The organism is Aeromonas cavernicola (genome assembly GCF_002795305.1).
Classification (GTDB): Bacteria; Pseudomonadota; Gammaproteobacteria; order Enterobacterales; family Aeromonadaceae; genus Aeromonas; species Aeromonas cavernicola.
In genome coordinates, this window is record NZ_PGGC01000081.1 from 23,043 (window position 1) to 38,348 (window position 15,306).

Sequence of the window (15,306 nt, forward strand, 5' to 3'; positions counted from 1 at the left end):
TGGGCACTGAGTAGACCAAGGTATTCGAACATCTTATTGCGGTTTGCCGGTCGTAAGACCGGCTTTTTATTACCTGCCATTCTGCCACATGGGAGTAGTGATAGGATGCAGCACTCAGGCCTTGAGCTCAGCGGTAATATCCGGCACAAACGTTTGGCAGGTCAAGGGGGGGCGATCATAGCCTTCAGTGCTGATAGGTGGCAGGGTGATGGGGTCGTAGTCAATCGCTTGGTAAGGCACTTTGCTAAGGAGGTGTGAGATACAATTAAGCCTCGCTCGGCGTTTTTCATCGGCGTCGACCACGAACCAAGGGCACTCCTCGATATCGGTATAGGTAAACATATCATCCTTGGCGCGGGAGTATTCGACCCAGCGTGAGCGAGATTGCAAATCCATCGGACTGAACTTCCATCGCTTGATAGGGGTGTTGATCCGCTCTTTAAAGCGCTTCTCCTGCTCCTCGTCGCTGACCGAGAACCAGTATTTGATCACCGTGATGCCGGAGCGGATCAGCATCCGCTCGAACTCGGGGCAGGTACGCAGAAACTCGCGATACTCGGCATCGCTGCAAAATCCCATCACCCGCTCGACCCCGGCTCGGTTGTACCAAGACCGATCAAACAGCACCATTTCACCCGCGGCGGGCAGGTGGGCCACGTAACGCTGAAAGTACCACTGGGAGCGCTCCCGATCAGAGGGTGCCGGTAGGGCGACGACTCGGCAAATCCTCGGGTTGAGTGGTTCGGTAATCGCCTTGATGACACCCCCTTTACCGGCGGCGTCTCGTCCCTCGAATACCACCACCACTTTTAGCCCCTCCTGCTTGATCCACTCCTGCAGCTTGACCAGCTCCTCCTGCAGGTAAGCAAGATGGCACTCATAAGGTTTCCTATTGAGCCGTGGCGGTTTTTTACTTTTCTCCTTTACCATCTCTTTCTCCTTGTTGAGGGGATTTTAATCATGACTTATTTGAGTCGCACTTAGCTTGCCCTAGGTGAGCCTCATAGCCAAGAGGGGCGTGTTACACTGCCACCCCGTTAGTGAGTGAGAGAAGAGAACGTGCAGCCATTTTCACTTTTGCCTCAGTGGTGGTCTACAGAACAAAACATCAAACGATTGACGACGATTTGAATTGCAGTTTCAGCATCAGTGGTGGGTGACAGGAGAAAATATGAAGCAATGGATCGAGATAGCGGGCCGCCGGATGGCTTATCTGGACGAGGGACAGGGCACTGCCGTGCTGTTTGGTCACAGCTATCTATGGGACAGCGCCATGTGGGCGCCGCAAATCGAGGCGCTCAAGGGCAGCTATCGCTGCATCGTCCCCGAGCTGTGGGGCCACGGTGATTCCGACGTACTCCCCGAAGGTGGCTGTACCTTGGCTACTCTGGCGCGCGATCACCTGGCGCTGCTCGATGCCCTCGGGGCCGACCAGTTCGTACTGGTAGGTCTCTCCATCGGCGGCATGTGGGGCGTGGAGCTGGCGCGCATGGCACCCGCACGCCTCAAGGGGCTGGTACTGATGGACAGCTTTGTTGGCCTTGAGCCCCAGATCACCTGCGAACGTTATCTTGGGATGCTGGCGATGATTGAGCAAACCGGTGCCATATCGGCACCTCTCATCGAACAGGTGGCTCCCATCTTCTTTGCCAACCAGCCCGATGTCGCCTTGTTGGCCGATTTCAAGGCGCGCCTTGCTGCCTGGCCAAGCGAGAAGATTGCCACCATGGTCGCGGTGGGGCGTAGTTTTGTCACTCGTGAAGATCGTATCGAGTGGCTGGCAGAGATCGCTGTGCCTGCGCTGGTAATGACCGGCTGTGAGGACAAGGCGCGGCCAGTGTTAGAGGGGTATTTGATGGCCGAGGTACTGGGTTGCCCATTTAAAGAGATCCCCGCAGCCGGTCATATTGCTAGCCTCGAAAATCCGGTTTGGGTGAATGATCAACTGGATTCATTTTTGGCCAGCCTCTGAGGCAAACCTGCACCGACAAATAAGCCCCAGAGAGGTATACGGGGTGCCTGTTACGGGCGGTGATCGGTTGTGCTATCGCTGTCATGGCGAGTGAGATAACCCATCGGTGGTACTGCTACCCGCCCCTTGCACTATTTTGCTGCAGCCTCGCTGGGGGCAGGGTGGATCATCAATACCAACGAGAGGGTGTCGCCTGTTGTTTGCAGCAAGGTGAGCTGATGACCCTGTCGTTGCAAGTAGGCTGGGATGTCCTGCTGTGAGCCTGGGTCAGCTAAGTGAAGCGTGACTGTTTGGCCAGGTTTAGCGTGGCGTAACCAGAGCTTGAGCCGGATCAGCGGCTCGGGGCAACGCCAAGGGGTTAGATCGAGATGTTCCATGAGCGCTCCTACCGATAGAAGGGGATGATTATGGCCATGAGATCAGCATGAAACAACGCTTGTGAGCCTTGAAGGGCAAAGGTATTCTGCCGATCTCCCGCGAGGGTCTGAATGGAGATTGAGATAACGTGGCACGCTTTTCCCCTCTGATGGTATCGATTCCCCTGCTGGCCTCCTTGATGGGGGCTACCTTCCACGTCGCGGCGAATAATCAGCTTCCTGACATCGGTACTGCTGGGGTGGCTGCGCTCCCCATCGAGCAGGAGGTGCGATACGGCAATGCCTTTATGCGTTTTGCACGGGCTGGTTTGCCTATCATTGATGACCCTGTTCTCAACCAATATATCGACGACTTAGGACAACGGCTGCTCTCTAATGCCGATGGGGTGCGTTTTCCATTTACCTTCTTTTTGGTTAACGATCCGACTATCAATGCTGCCGCGTTTCTCGGTGGGCGGGTCAAGGTGCACACCGGTCTGTTTCTCTACGCCGATAGCGAAAGTGAATTGGCCTCGGTATTGGCGCATGAGATCACTCACGTCACTCAGCGTCATATCGCCCGTTATATGGAGGCGCAAGCAAGCAGCTCTGCGGTGACCTTGGCAGGGCTAGTCGGCTCCATTGCACTGGCGGTGATCAACCCGACCGCCGGTATCGCCGCATTGCAGACAACCCTTGGGCTCTCTATGCAGTCGGCCATCAACTATACCCGTGATAACGAGTATGAAGCTGACCGGATTGGCATGAAGGCACTGTATGATGCCGGTTTTGATCCCATGGGAATGGCCAACTTCTTTCAAAAGCTGGCGGCGGAGTATCGCTATGCCAGCAAGCCGCCTGAGATGCTATTGACCCACCCTTTGCCGGAGACTCGGATCAGCGAATCGCGCGCCAGAGCAAGCGGTTTTGGCCAACGTGAGCTCTCACCCAGCCTCGATTTTTGGTTGGCCAAGGTGCGGATTCAGGTGCGTTATGGCACTGATACGCCACAAGGATTACTGAGCTATTTTGAGTCACGTATCCAGAAAGGGGACTATCCGCTCAAGGATGCGGCCCTTTATGGTAAGGCGTTGGCGCTGTTGCAACTCAAACGCTACGACGAGGCTGATCGGTTGATGCAGCAACTTGCTGCTCGTCATCCAGAAGATCTGTTTATTGTGGATGCGTTGACCGACATCGATCTGGCAAAGGATCGCAGCGCACAAGCCATTGCCCGACTTGAGAAGTTTCGCAACAGAATGCCCGATAACGAGGTCATCATCATTAACTTGGGCAATGCCTACCTTGAGAGCAGTAATTATAAAAAGTCGATTGCTATTCTTGACCCTTATGCCCGAGCACATGAAGAGAACAGCTTAGCCTGGAACCTGCTGGCCGATGCGTATCGTCAAGCGGGTAAGATGACCGAGTTGCACATGGTTCGTGGAGAAATCCTCTCGTTGCGTGGTGAGTATCAGGCGGCTATTGATGAGTTGATCGTGGCCCGTGGCAGCACCACGGATCGAATGACGTTAGCTCGGCTGGAAGCCCGTATCACTGAATTAGAGCGCGCCAAAAAGGATCTAGATAGCCTTAAGGGCTAGCGGTTTGGCACCGACATCAAGCAATAACAAGGGGCGCACTTCCTGTGCCCCTTGTTATTGGCCATATAGGCTTACTCGCTCAGTGTTACCGGCTAATCAGGCATAGCATGCACTTTTCTCTTGAGCTCCGTGATCTGGGGCTGGTCTAACTCGCCGATAAACGTGTCGATAAGTTCCCCTTTGCGGTCGAGCAGATAGCTGGTTGGGAGGCCACTGGGGCGAGGGAAGGGGAGTGATGCTGGATCATTAGCGAGCACCAGCGGTATCTGGATCTGATACTGCTGGGCCAGTTTGGCAAGATCAGCTACCGTCGTGGGATCATAGTTAATGGCCAATATGGCGATGTCGCCTTCTGCGGCGAGAGCATTAAGACGTGGCATCTCTCGCAGGCAAGGGGCACACCAGGGGGCGAAGTAGTTAATCAACAGTGGTTTACCTTGGAATTCGGTCAGCGTGATAGGTTGCCCTTGGTGGTCGGTAAAAGTGGGGATTGGGCGGCAGGCTGCCAACAACCATGCCACCAAAATAAGACCCATAAGGGAACTTGCTGATGTTAATTCCATGCTACAGCGGCTTACTCTGACCATTGCTTTCCCCTACAATAACGCCTTTTGCCATCCCATCTTGCTACCTCAGGGAGTTACCATGAGCGAGACCAGAATCTACCACAATCCACGTTGCTCGAAGAGTCGAGAAACTTTGGCCTTGCTGACCGAGCAAGGGATTACGCCTGAGGTGGTGCTCTATTTAGAGCAAGCCCCGAGCGAAGAAGAGATCTCCACCTTGCTAGTTCAGCTCGGCTTTAGCGACCCGCGTCAGCTGATGCGTACTAAAGAGGAGCTTTACCGTGAATTGGGGCTGGCCGAGGTGCATGGTGCCGCGCTGGTGCGTGCGATGCATGAGCATCCGAAGCTGATTGAGCGTCCCATCGTGATCAAAAATGGCCAAGCTCGAATTGGTCGTCCACCCGAGCAAGTGTTGGAGATCATCCAGTGACCACTTTTGCGGCTCGTTTGCTCACACTGCTTGGCTTTGTTGGTTTGCTGTGCTGGGTACTACTCTGGCATTTGTGGCTATCGCCCCACCCTGATCTGAATCCTTGGCTGCTGCCCGTGATCTGGACGGTGCCGCTGCTCTTTCCGCTGAAAGGGATACTCCAAGGTAATCCCTACACCCACGCGTGGGGCAATTTTGTGCTGATGCCCTATTTTCTTCATGCCTTGACCCTGATCACAACCGATGAAGGAGAGCGCGCACTGGCGGTGGTGGAGTTAGTGCTGACTACGTTAGCGTTTGTCGGCACGATCTATTATGCCCGTTTGCGTGGCCGTGAATTGGGGCTAAGCATTCGTAAATCGAAAGAGAATGGATGAGCCGTCATTGGTTTGATGCTCGCTTGGTGGTGGGTGATCTAGTTCTATTTTATTGATTGTTATAAGGATAAAAATGGACAGCGAGTTTTGGCATCAGCGTTGGCAAGAAAATCGGATCGGTTTTCACCAGCAGGAAGTTAACCGTTGGTTGCGATCCTGCTGGCTGGGGGCACAGCCTCATGAACCGGTACTGGTTCCTCTATGCGGTAAATCCCACGACATGCTGTGGTTACATGAGCAGGGGCATCCTGTCGATGGTGTGGAGTTGTCTGCACTTGCCGCTGAGCAGTTTTTCAGTGACAACCAATTGGCTGTGCAAGTGAGTGAGATCGGGCCTTATCGCTGCTACCAGCACCATCATTTGGCGCTTTATCAGGGCGATTTTTTCGCCGCCAAAGCGCTGGGACGTCGCTATCGGTTGGTGTATGACCGCGCGGCCTTGATTGCGTTACCAGCCAAGATGCGTCGGCAGTACGCGCAGCTGATTGCTCAATTAGTGGAAGTTGACGGAACGATCTTGCTGGTGACGCTGGAGTATCAGCCGGTTCAGCAGAGTCAGCCACCATTCTCTGTCAGTGAGCCAGAGGTTCGGGCCCTCTTTGCACAAAACTTTGAGATCGAACTGCTAGGGCGAGTGGCTGAGCCAGATCATCCCCGAGTACAAACGGGTGAGCTTAGTGCTTTTGATGAGGTGGCTTATCGATTAACTCGCCGTGGATAAGGGGGGACGGAAATTCGGGCGGCTTGCTTGATGCAGATCAACAGGATGCAGTAACTGCGTGGATAAAATAAACACGTTTTTGCAGTGGCCAAGGTTAATGGCGAGGTGCACAGGCGCTGAAGGCGATTGACTGACACTGCATTTTCACGCTCATGTTCATGTTTGGCGGTGTTTACCGCATTTGTGATGGTTTTTTCCAGCCGACCTAATAAGGTCGGCTTTTTTATGAGCGCAGGCGCCTCGATTAGTCGTCAAAGGTGGTGGCGCCTACGCGAAAGACGAGCGGATCGGCAATGAGGTGACCACTGATCCGTTCATCATGTCCATGTCCTTGGCCATAGCTGCAGAGGATCAGCCGATCTGAGGTGCGGGAACGTAACTGAGTGATAAAACGCACCAAATCGGCTCGACTGAGTTGACCGACTTGTTGGCTGACCCGTTCACGCTGATCAAATGTCAGGTCCTTGTTGCCAATACAGACCCACAGTCGTTGGCCTCGGCTGCGTAAGTTAGCGTCCCGCTCGTTTAACTGGGCCTGTAATCCGGCCTTACTGTCTTGCCACTGCTGTTCAGTCAGTTCGAGCATCGCCAGTGGGAAGAGGTCAATAAACTCCTCAATAGCATCGAGCAATATCTGGGGGCCTGCGATCGGGGATTGAATATAAAAAATCAGGCCCGGATGGCGGTTGAGAGGGAGATTGCCTGCCCCTACCACATAACCGAGTTGCTGACGGGTGCGTAACTCGTGAAAAAAGGTAGAGGACATAATGTGGTTGGCCAAGGTAAAGCAGGCGAGATCCCGAGCGTCAGTGGTAGGAGATTGGTAATAGACCAGTAGTGCGGAGTCTTCATGGTGACACTCACGTTCACAGATCAGGGTGCCTTGGCCTTGAATGGAGATCAGTGGCCGCTTTGTTTCCTCACTGGGTTGACTCGTTTCATCCAAGGGGCGCTCTAACAGTGCCGCGAGTGCCAACGCTTCTGGCGGTGTCCAGTCGCCATGCACCAAGGCCTCTACATGCACATCGCTAAATAACTGAGCGACAAAGGCAGGCATCTCCTCCAGTCGCACCGTGCGCAGATGTTGGAGCAGTAGCTCAAATGGCGGATTGTTGGGTTGCAATAAACTGGTGAGCAAGCTGAAAAGTTGGGCGATGGGACGCGCCTTAGCTTGGTTCTCCCAGTTGCGGATCAGCTGCTCTTTGATCTCGATAAAACGTGCTGGATCCGGATAGCCCAAGGTGCGGTTGTTTAAAATCATCTCGAGCAGCAGTGCTTGCTTGTCGGCAAAGCCGCTGAGGTTAATGGTAAATCCACCTTGGTGGGCATAAAACTGATAACCGAGCCCAGCCAGTTCAGCCGGATAAGTGATCGCATTGAGGTGATCAGCAAGCAGCTCTACCGCAAGGCGTGCCATCGCGATATTGCGGGGCGATTTGACCGCGTGTTCACTGTCGATGGAGATATATAGATTGCCTTTGGGGACGTTGAACTGATGTTCCTGCAAATGCCAGAGCCGAAAGCCGGGGCGATCGATGAGGCGGTGTGGAGTGCTAGCTAGCGTGGCGGGCATTCGGTGATCAAGCCGAGTGCTGATAAACGGGTTTGGCTGGGGCAAGCAGAGGGTGGGATCGGGCTGATGTTGCTGCCACCGGATCTTCTCCGCTTCGGTGATGACCGCGGTACTGTAAGGGGTTTGATACCAACGCGCTAATCGGTCGGTGCTGAGCTCGGGCGCGATCAACGTCAGTCGCAGGTTGTGCGGGGTGAGCTTAGCAAGAAATTGGCGTATCAGCGGTTCATCATACTCGCGCATCATGTAGTCGCCGTACAGCAGATCCTCGGAAGCATAGCTAAACAGGTTTAATACCAGCCCTGATACCGTATCGAGTGCTCGCCCGCGCTCTTGAAAGCGAAATGCCGATTCGAGCACTTGGCGTTTTTCTTGATAGCGCCAGTCCTGTATCCCTTCGCGAGCGATCAGTTTTAGGTAGCCAAACAGTGCGGCCACGATGTCATCAACATGAGTCAGCCCCTGTGGGGTCAAGCCAAAGTTAATCGTAAAATCTTTAAAGTTGGCACCACTGATCCCGCCACCGGCTGAAAGTTGGTTAACCCATCCTTTCTGTTTGAGCAAAGCGAGCAGGCTACCATCGCCTTCATAGCCAATCAGATGGCTAATAAAGGTGAGCGGTTTTGTGTCGTAGTGGGCATCCACATTGGGTAAAGGAAAAGTCAATGCCAGTTTACGGCTCTCTTTGACGGGGTTGATATGGATACGAATGCCGATGTCATCAAGCCGGTACAGCGGTGCGGTGAGCGTGGGCGTGCCCAGATGACGATTCACAATTGGTGCGAAGAAGCGCTCACACCACTGAATTTGCATTTCGATAGTGGCAGGAGAAAGCAGCACTAATGCCATGCGATCCGCACTGTAGTGGCGCTCGTAGAACTCGATAAGATCGGCCCGCAGATCTCGGCTTGGCAGGTCGGCCAAGGTATCCAAATTGCCGACCGAGAATTTGGCAAAAGGGTGAACTGGGTTGACCGTCTCTTTATGTACCTGATAACTGCGGCGCACGTCGTCTTTTAGCTTCAAGCGGTACTCTGAGTCGACCGCATTACGCTCTTTATCAACCCACTGAGGATCGAAGGTGGGGCAGATGAAAAATTGGGAGAAACGGTCTAAGCCAGCTTCGAAGAAGCCGTTATCAATATCGAAGAAGAAATTGGTGAATTCAGTACCGGTCCACGCATTGTTGCTACCGCCATGGCGACTCATGAATTGTTGATACTCACCAGGCTTGGGATAAGTTTGGGTACCTAAAAACAGCATGTGCTCGAGAAAATGAGCCATGCCTTGGCGATCCGTCGGGTCATCGAAATGGCCTGTATTCACCGCCAAAGCGGCGGCTGACTTATCGGTTGCGGGATCGCAAATCAGCAGCACCTTGAGCCGGTTGGGTAGCTCCATAAAATGGTATTGCCGATGATCATTGGGGCTGGCGTAGGGGCTCATGGCATATCACTCATGTAGGATTTATCTGAATTTACAAGTCATTATCGATTTGGCCAAGGGGGAAGAACGTCCTCTTGAACTCAGGGGCCTGCAATTGTTTCCCCTTGCGTAGCGGGGTAAGATCTGCGGGCCACCCAAACAGGCCCACAGGGCGAGGTTGTAATGAAAATCTATATCATGCGGCACGGTCAAGCGGGCATGAACGCGAAAACAGACGAGCAGCGTCCCTTGACCGAGCAGGGCATTGCAGAGTCTGTACAAATGGCTCGCTGGTTGCGGCCCCAGATCAATGGCGAGCTGGGGTTAGTCATCCACAGCCATTACCTACGTGCTAAACAGACTTGGCAGCATATATGTAATGAGCTACCAAAGGCTAGTTGTGTTGAGCAGAGCAGTGAGATTACCCCATATGGTGATGCTGAACAGGTCATGCTTTATCTCACGGCACAGGCAAAGAAATATGAATCAATACTGATAGTTAGCCACTTACCGTTGGTAGGGTATTTAGTGCAAGCGCTGTGCCCTACAGCGGGTGCGCCGATGTTTGCTACCTCAGGCATGGCGTGTATCGATTGGCAAGATGAGTCAGGACGCTTGCTCTGGCTCAAAGGGCCGCATACAATGGCAAAAAGTTAACAAAAAGTTATTTTTAGGTGTGTTTAATGGTTTTTTACCCTATTTTACAGATTTTTATTTCAAAATAGCGGAATTATTTCGCATGGTCTGCTGTCATACGGATACAACTTCAAGAGGTTGCAAACGATGAGAGTGTTCAAAAAATATCTGCCACTGATGGTGGCAAAGCATGTAAAAACCTTTTTTAAGGGACGCATTTATATTCATGGCCGCGGCCGATTCGATTTTCAATCCGGCTTGTTGTTAATGCCTTCTAGCGCGGATGTTCCCCACCGTCAGACGGTTACTGAAGTGAACGCCTTGATTGGAAGGCTTCATATGGATTTGGTTTAATCCTCTTTATTCTGCTTGTTTGGCATATGCCCGTGATAAGAGCGGGCATTTTGGTTTCTTTTGAGTTTCTTGCTTATCCCTTGATGCTCCCTATACTCGCCTGCTGATGTTGTTTGAGCGCGAGTTTGTCTCTATGCCCCTTGCTTTTTTGTTTCCCTTTTCATGTGTGGCTATTTGGGCAGGTAATGGCATTGCCAGCAAGTTAGCCGTTGGGGTGCTTTCACCGGCAGCTCTGTCGTGGTCACGTTGGATGGTCGCGGCACTTATTTTAACGCCTTTCCTTGCGCGGCGAACATGGCGTCAACGGGCCACGCTTCGTCGTGGCTGGTTGCAACTAAGTGGTTTGGCATTTTTAGGAATGGTGCTTAATCAGACGTTTGGTTATTACGCTGCGCAGACCCTCGGTGCTACCGAGATGGGTCTGATGATGGGGCTGACCCCGTTGTTTACGGTTCTGCTGAGTATTGTGGTGTTGAGGGAGCGCCCGACATGGGGGGCCCTATTCGGTGGCGTGTTGTCTATTGCAGGTTTGGCTATCTTGCTTGGCCAAGGGGAACCGACACGCATACTCACGCAAGGCATCCATATGGGTTCTGGGTATATGCTGCTCTCAGCGGGAACTTATGCGCTATACAGTGTGCTGCTCAAAAAGTGGGATCTGGGACTCGACAACTGGTCGATGCTTTACAGTCAAGTGCTGTGCAGCTTACTGTTTCTGACCCCATTTTATCTGTTGATCGATGGGCAATGGCCCGACCGTAGCGCCCTGTGGCTGGTACTTTACGCCGGTATTCCTACGTCTGCGTTATCGCCTTGGCTCTGGATGCAGGGGATTATGCTACTGGGTGCTAATCGTACTGCCATTTTTATGAATTTATTGCCCGTGATGACGGCGGGCTTAGCCGTTACCCTGCTAGGAGAACGGCTTACGCATTATCACTGGCTCGGTGGTGGGCTGACGCTATTTGGGGTGTTGCTAGCCCAGTTATTGGTCAAGCCCGTGAGGTTAAGGCGCCGAGCCGATATGGCGATGGTTGATCACAATAGTTAATGTGCTGTCCCTTCAACAGCAAGAGGGAGGTGTTATACCTCCCTCTTGCTGAGAGTAGCTAGCTCATGGTGAGTCTCTAAATATCCAGGATCAGGTACACCCGCCCATGATGGGTAGCCTCTGTGCTACCACCTCTTATTGCTCTGGCAAATTAAGATCCAGTTTATCCGGAAGAGGAGGCGCTGTGGGTTCCTCCGCTGGGACGGATGCTAATGCTTTTTGTAATGCACGGCGTTTTTGTACGACGAAAAAGGCAATACCGGCCACTAGCATCAATATGACCCCTCCGCCGACCGCGGCCCAGACTAGCCAAGTCATCTCTTTTTGGTCCTCTTCCTCCGGCGCGACTTGGGTTGCTGCCACACCGGACACGGATGGGGAGATGGCTTTCACGGGCGGTGGTGGTGGCTGGACAGTAAAGGTCTTGTTGGGCAGTTGTAGCTTGATTTCTCGGCCCAAGAGCGTAGTGGCATAGAGTGTGGTGACCACCTTATACATGCCGACATCGGTCACTGCGGGGAGTGCAATATCTAGCTTGGGCTCACTGCCTATGGCAGAGAAAGGGAGAGTTTTTCCTCTCTCATCGGTCATGTTCCCCGAGATGGCGACAGAGGCTGGGTCAAGCTCATCTTGGTCAAATAACAGTGAGAGCTTGGCTGTTTTATCCTCCGATGGTGGGATCACCTGATAGCTGAGGGGGAGGGGGTAGATCAGGACATCCTGATGTTTGGCTCGCACGAAAACCTGATTTCCCGTGCTAAATTGCGCCCGATATTTGCCCGCAGGAATATCTTGTAATACCGCTTGCGCTGTCATGATCCCATCTTCAGGGCGCTCGTCGAGCTCTTTACCATCATCAAGGTAATGTCCCAAGGTGTGATCTTGAGCATCACGCTGTGGCTGACCGTCCTGACTATTATCTAATGCTTGCAAGGAAACAGTGAGATCAAGATTCGCGAGGTAATAAGTTTCTTTAGCGAGTTCGCCATCGACGAGTAGCCAGCTTTTGAGTTTGAGGATTTCCCCTTGATAGAGCCTTAATGGCAGTGGATCGGTTTCTAAACGTACATCAGACAACAATCGAACACGATTATCTGGGGCAATGGCACCAATGGCTTGCCAAGGGCCAGGCATCGGATTGCGTAGCGTAATCAGGTCGTATTCTGCTAGCGATAGCCACCCCACATCATCAGGCTTTACTTTGCCAACGTAGAGTTTGCTGCCATCAGGGCGGATCAGAATGATAGAAGGGGAGCCTGCTTTACGCTTAGCGATGAAGGTGACTTCTCTGACCCCATAATCGATGCGAAAACGGTTATCTAATAACGGAACATCAGAGGGAGCAAAAACTTCGTTAGCTGTCAGGCTTATCGAAAAAAATAATAGTAGTCCTGCCAAGTACTTACTTATTTCCGCCATAGGCAGACACCTCCCTTTTTTTGAACTAGATCAAGCCTAGCTTCGTGAATAGCCGCAATCTCTGGGCTAGCACGAATCACTCGTAATGGCGCTCGATGGCTATCTAACCGTCGAATGCTAGTGTCACGGGCGCTATCACTTTCGGTGGTCTCAGTGGCCAGATTAAGTTTGGTCTGGCCACCCGTCATCAGCAGATAAACATCGGCCAATATCTCGGCATCGAGTAGAGCGCCGTGCAAAGTACGGTGTGAATTGTCGATGCCGTAACGATCACAGAGCACATCTAAGTTATTGCGTTTTCCAGGAAAACGCTCCCGTGCCATTGCTAGGGTATCGGTGATGCTGCACATATCTGCAGTTTTTATGCTAAGTCCGAGTTTGCTGAACTCGTAATCGATAAAACTGACGTCAAACGGTGCGTTGTGGGCAATCAGCTCCGCGCCACGGATAAATTCGATGAAATCATTAGCAATCTGACTAAATGAGGGCTTATCAGCTAAGAAAGCATCCGTGATGCCGTGTACCTGTACCGCCTCTGGGTCAACTTGACGGTCTGGTTTGATATAAACGTGGTAGTGATTCCCTGTCAGTTTACGGTTTATCACCTCGACACAACCGATTTCGATGATCCGGTGGCCCAGGTAAACAGGGCCGCCTGCGGTATTCATACCTGTGGTTTCAGTATCCAGAATGATCTGGCGATTCAGTTGCTGTGTGTTCATGATCCAATCTGTGTCAAACTTCGGCGGTGTCCGCTAGTTTACCCCAAGACTTATCCTAAAAAAGAAGAACGATTGCGTATGTTAAAACAGGTCGATTTATATACAGACGGCTCTTGCCTTGGTAACCCAGGACCGGGAGGGTATGCCGCCGTCATAGTGTACGGTCAGCACCGTAAAGAGATTGCCGCTGGTTTTCGCCTCACCACCAATAATCGGATGGAGTTACTAGCTGCTATTATGGGTCTTCGCACTCTTAATACCCCCTGCCAAGTCCGTCTCACCACCGATAGCCAGTATGTGCGCCAAGGGATCACCCAGTGGATCATTGGTTGGAAGAAAAAAGGTTGGCTAACCGCAAATCGTCAGCCCGTTAAAAATGTCGATCTTTGGCAAGCATTAGATGTGGAAGTGGCTCGCCATCAAGTGGAATGGCTCTGGGTAAAGGGACATTCAGGTCATCCTGAAAACGAACGGTGTGATGAGCTTGCCAGAGACGCTGCCAGTGGCTCGCAACTGGCTGAAGATACGGGCTACCAGCCCTGACGCGCCATGCCCTGTGTGGCGATCGATCTTGGCAATGGCCAGCGACGGCGCACAGGGATAAGTGGGAAGCGTCGTTTACGGGCCGCAATGACATAAACAGATGCAAATGCTCGGCAATAATCTCGCCCTACGCTTTCTCGCCACCAACTGTGCCAGCTTTGTTTACCCATAAAAGAGTAACCAAAGCGCTCATCAAGCATCACTTCACATCCTAGTAAGTGCAACCAATCCGTGATGCGACTTGGCGTAAACATCCGCGCTGACCAAGGCAGGCGGTGTCGCAAGAATGGCAGATAATGACCTATCCCCACTAAGCTGACGGGATTGTAACCAGTGATGATCAGCCAGCCATCATCAGTGAGTACGCGTTCAGCTTCCCGCAGTACTTGGTGAGGATCGCTAGAGAAATCGAGGCAATGTGCGAGCAAACAGGCATCTACGCTGCCGGTGCGCACCGGCAACGCATGGGGCTCGCCATAGAGATCAAATAATCGGCCTGTTGGCGCAATGTCAATTTGATGGCGAATAGGGGAACCCTTGCAGGAGAGCTCCGCGCTCAATGCGCCAATTTTCAATAGGTGATAGCCGAACAGATTCGGGCACCAATTATCGAGTCGTTCTTGGATTTCAGCGGCAACCCAGTCCCCCATAGGCAGGGTGGACCAGCTCGTTGGGGCATCCATTTGTTGTTCGGTACGTGCCACCTGCATAATAGGGCTCAACTTGGGGTTTCGAACACCATCCTGTTATATAAGATACCCCCCTCAAAGAGAAGCAGACTCATGTATAGCGTCATCACAGTTCCAGCCTTTAATGACAACTACATCTGGTTGATAAAAAACGGTCAGCGCGTATTGGCCGTTGATCCTGGAGAGGCTGCGCCAGTGATGGAGCGGCTTAATACCCTCGGTTTACAACTCGATGGCATCTTATTGACCCATCATCATCAAGATCACGTCGGGGGCGTCAGTGCGCTACTTGGCCATTTTCCCCAAGCTAAGTTATATGGCCCAAAACTGGACCCGATGCCAGACCATCATGGACAGTGGTTAGAGGAGGGAGATCAGATTAATTGGCATGGCTTAGCACTGGAGGTCATCCACGTGCCTGGCCACACCCATGGCCATATTGCCTATTATGGTCAGGGGATGCTGTTTTGCGGGGATACCTTGTTTTCTGGGGGCTGTGGCCGCCTGTTTGAGGGGACTGCCCAGCAGATGTATCAGTCGCTGCAACGGCTTGCCGCGCTGCCAGATGACACACTGATCTACTGTGCCCACGAGTACACTCTTGCCAATCTGCGGTTTGCTTATGCGGTTGAACCAGATAATCCTGCCATCCAGCGCCAAATCGGATGGGTCAGCAAGTTACGTCAGCAAGGGTTGCCTAGTTTGCCAAGCCGCTTGGGGGACGAGCGGATCTTTAATGTATTTCTGCGTTGTGATCACGATTCGGTAAGATTTTCTGCTGCTAAATACGGTTTAAAATGCGTGGAAAATCCAGAAGATACCTTCAAAATTCTGCGCCAGTGGAAGGACGTTTTTTGAGCAAACCTTG

17 protein-coding genes are annotated in these 15,306 nt (G+C 52.4%); 10 read left to right on the forward strand and 7 right to left on the reverse strand.

Going from position 1 to position 15,306, the window contains the following annotated elements; all coding sequences use genetic code 11:
• Nucleotides 1–114: 114 nt before the first annotated feature.
• Nucleotides 115–930 carry a polyphosphate kinase 2 gene (gene ppk2 / locus CUC53_RS09495; RefSeq protein WP_100293937.1) on the reverse strand — a complete coding sequence of 272 codons (816 nt, stop codon included), beginning with the start codon at nt 928–930 and terminating at the stop codon, nt 115–117.
• A gap of 241 nt (nt 931–1,171) precedes the next feature.
• Here ppk2 and CUC53_RS09500 point away from each other — a divergent pair, with 241 nt between their 5' ends.
• Nucleotides 1,172–1,972 (forward strand): alpha/beta fold hydrolase, encoded by an 801-nt coding sequence (locus tag CUC53_RS09500; protein WP_100293938.1) that lies wholly within the window; start codon nt 1,172–1,174, stop codon nt 1,970–1,972.
• Between the two features lie 131 nt (nt 1,973–2,103).
• Here the strand turns inward: CUC53_RS09500 and CUC53_RS09505 are convergent, their stop codons facing one another.
• Entirely contained in the window at nt 2,104–2,349 is a 246-nt protein-coding gene (locus CUC53_RS09505; protein ID WP_100293939.1) for a sulfurtransferase TusA family protein, read from the reverse strand.
• A gap of 128 nt (nt 2,350–2,477) precedes the next feature.
• Here CUC53_RS09505 and bepA point away from each other — a divergent pair, with 128 nt between their 5' ends.
• Nucleotides 2,478–3,932 carry a beta-barrel assembly-enhancing protease gene (gene bepA, locus CUC53_RS09510; protein ID WP_420808056.1) on the forward strand — a complete coding sequence of 485 codons (1,455 nt, stop codon included), beginning with the start codon at nt 2,478–2,480 and terminating at the stop codon, nt 3,930–3,932.
• A 92-nt stretch (nt 3,933–4,024) separates the two neighbouring features.
• Here the strand turns inward: bepA and CUC53_RS09515 are convergent, their stop codons facing one another.
• Entirely contained in the window at nt 4,025–4,519 is a 495-nt protein-coding gene (locus CUC53_RS09515; protein ID WP_100293940.1) for a TlpA family protein disulfide reductase, read from the reverse strand.
• A 58-nt stretch (nt 4,520–4,577) separates the two neighbouring features.
• Here CUC53_RS09515 and arsC point away from each other — a divergent pair, with 58 nt between their 5' ends.
• The 3 genes from arsC (at nt 4,578) to CUC53_RS09530 (ending at nt 6,026) form a co-directional block, all read left to right on the forward strand.
• Complete coding sequence (gene arsC / locus CUC53_RS09520; protein ID WP_100293941.1) at nt 4,578–4,928, forward strand: arsenate reductase (glutaredoxin); 351 nt, start codon at nt 4,578–4,580, stop codon at nt 4,926–4,928.
• Entirely contained in the window at nt 4,925–5,305 is a 381-nt protein-coding gene (locus CUC53_RS09525) for a DUF2069 domain-containing protein (RefSeq protein ID WP_100293942.1), read from the forward strand. The genes arsC and CUC53_RS09525 overlap by 4 nt, the downstream gene beginning before the upstream one ends.
• A gap of 73 nt (nt 5,306–5,378) precedes the next feature.
• Nucleotides 5,379–6,026 carry a thiopurine S-methyltransferase gene (locus tag CUC53_RS09530; RefSeq protein WP_100293943.1) on the forward strand — a complete coding sequence of 216 codons (648 nt, stop codon included), beginning with the start codon at nt 5,379–5,381 and terminating at the stop codon, nt 6,024–6,026.
• Nucleotides 6,027–6,270: 244 nt separating this feature from the next.
• On the opposite strand, the gene CUC53_RS09535 is transcribed toward CUC53_RS09530, so the two are convergent.
• The gene (locus tag CUC53_RS09535) at nt 6,271–9,045 is read right to left on the reverse strand and encodes an insulinase family protein (RefSeq protein ID WP_100293944.1); all 2,775 of its coding nucleotides are present in this window, start codon (nt 9,043–9,045) and stop codon (nt 6,271–6,273) included.
• Between the two features lie 162 nt (nt 9,046–9,207).
• On the opposite strand from CUC53_RS09535, the gene sixA reads away from it, so the two are divergent.
• The 3 genes from sixA to CUC53_RS09550 all read left to right on the forward strand — a co-directional run bounded on the left by sixA (nt 9,208) and on the right by CUC53_RS09550 (nt 11,065).
• Nucleotides 9,208–9,681, forward strand: a complete 474-nt coding sequence (sixA, locus tag CUC53_RS09540) for a phosphohistidine phosphatase SixA (RefSeq protein ID WP_100293945.1) — start codon at nt 9,208–9,210, stop codon at nt 9,679–9,681.
• 126 nt (nt 9,682–9,807) lie between these two features.
• Nucleotides 9,808–10,014 carry a DUF1107 domain-containing protein gene (locus CUC53_RS09545; protein ID WP_157798239.1) on the forward strand — a complete coding sequence of 69 codons (207 nt, stop codon included), beginning with the start codon at nt 9,808–9,810 and terminating at the stop codon, nt 10,012–10,014.
• 133 nt (nt 10,015–10,147) lie between these two features.
• Nucleotides 10,148–11,065 carry a DMT family transporter gene (locus CUC53_RS09550; protein WP_100293977.1) on the forward strand — a complete coding sequence of 306 codons (918 nt, stop codon included), beginning with the start codon at nt 10,148–10,150 and terminating at the stop codon, nt 11,063–11,065.
• A 135-nt stretch (nt 11,066–11,200) separates the two neighbouring features.
• Here CUC53_RS09550 and CUC53_RS09555 read toward each other — a convergent pair whose 3' ends face one another.
• Nucleotides 11,201–12,475 (reverse strand): TIGR03503 family protein, encoded by a 1,275-nt coding sequence (locus CUC53_RS09555; protein WP_100293978.1) that lies wholly within the window; start codon nt 12,473–12,475, stop codon nt 11,201–11,203.
• Nucleotides 12,472–13,206 (reverse strand): DNA polymerase III subunit epsilon, encoded by a 735-nt coding sequence (gene dnaQ / locus CUC53_RS09560; protein ID WP_100293947.1) that lies wholly within the window; start codon nt 13,204–13,206, stop codon nt 12,472–12,474. The genes CUC53_RS09555 and dnaQ overlap by 4 nt, the downstream gene beginning before the upstream one ends.
• A 78-nt stretch (nt 13,207–13,284) precedes the next feature.
• Here dnaQ and rnhA point away from each other — a divergent pair, with 78 nt between their 5' ends.
• Nucleotides 13,285–13,749, forward strand: a complete 465-nt coding sequence (rnhA, locus tag CUC53_RS09565) for a ribonuclease HI (protein ID WP_100293948.1) — start codon at nt 13,285–13,287, stop codon at nt 13,747–13,749.
• Here rnhA and CUC53_RS09570 read toward each other — a convergent pair.
• On the reverse strand, nt 13,737–14,459 hold the full coding sequence (locus CUC53_RS09570) for a class I SAM-dependent methyltransferase (RefSeq protein ID WP_167386726.1): 723 nt from the start codon (nt 14,457–14,459) through the stop codon (nt 13,737–13,739). The genes rnhA and CUC53_RS09570 overlap by 13 nt on opposite strands.
• A gap of 72 nt (nt 14,460–14,531) precedes the next feature.
• Here CUC53_RS09570 and gloB point away from each other — a divergent pair, with 72 nt between their 5' ends.
• Entirely contained in the window at nt 14,532–15,296 is a 765-nt protein-coding gene (gloB, locus tag CUC53_RS09575; protein WP_100293950.1) for a hydroxyacylglutathione hydrolase, read from the forward strand.
• Nucleotides 15,297–15,306 lie beyond the last annotated feature (10 nt).

Coding starts and splice junctions, on each gene's coding strand:
- ppk2 (WP_100293937.1), bottom strand. CDS start 930: ATGGTAAAGGAGAAAAGTAAAAAACCGCCACGGCTCAATAGGAAACCT.
- CUC53_RS09500 (WP_100293938.1), top strand. CDS start 1,172: ATGAAGCAATGGATCGAGATAGCGGGCCGCCGGATGGCTTATCTGGAC.
- CUC53_RS09505 (WP_100293939.1), bottom strand. CDS start 2,349: ATGGAACATCTCGATCTAACCCCTTGGCGTTGCCCCGAGCCGCTGATC.
- CUC53_RS09515 (WP_100293940.1), bottom strand. CDS start 4,519: ATGGTCAGAGTAAGCCGCTGTAGCATGGAATTAACATCAGCAAGTTCC.
- arsC (WP_100293941.1), top strand. CDS start 4,578: ATGAGCGAGACCAGAATCTACCACAATCCACGTTGCTCGAAGAGTCGA.
- CUC53_RS09530 (WP_100293943.1), top strand. CDS start 5,379: ATGGACAGCGAGTTTTGGCATCAGCGTTGGCAAGAAAATCGGATCGGT.
- CUC53_RS09535 (WP_100293944.1), bottom strand. CDS start 9,045: ATGAGCCCCTACGCCAGCCCCAATGATCATCGGCAATACCATTTTATG.
- sixA (WP_100293945.1), top strand. CDS start 9,208: ATGAAAATCTATATCATGCGGCACGGTCAAGCGGGCATGAACGCGAAA.
- CUC53_RS09545 (WP_157798239.1), top strand. CDS start 9,808: ATGAGAGTGTTCAAAAAATATCTGCCACTGATGGTGGCAAAGCATGTA.
- CUC53_RS09550 (WP_100293977.1), top strand. CDS start 10,148: ATGCCCCTTGCTTTTTTGTTTCCCTTTTCATGTGTGGCTATTTGGGCA.
- dnaQ (WP_100293947.1), bottom strand. CDS start 13,206: ATGAACACACAGCAACTGAATCGCCAGATCATTCTGGATACTGAAACC.
- rnhA (WP_100293948.1), top strand. CDS start 13,285: ATGTTAAAACAGGTCGATTTATATACAGACGGCTCTTGCCTTGGTAAC.
- CUC53_RS09570 (WP_167386726.1), bottom strand. CDS start 14,459: ATGCAGGTGGCACGTACCGAACAACAAATGGATGCCCCAACGAGCTGG.
- gloB (WP_100293950.1), top strand. CDS start 14,532: ATGTATAGCGTCATCACAGTTCCAGCCTTTAATGACAACTACATCTGG.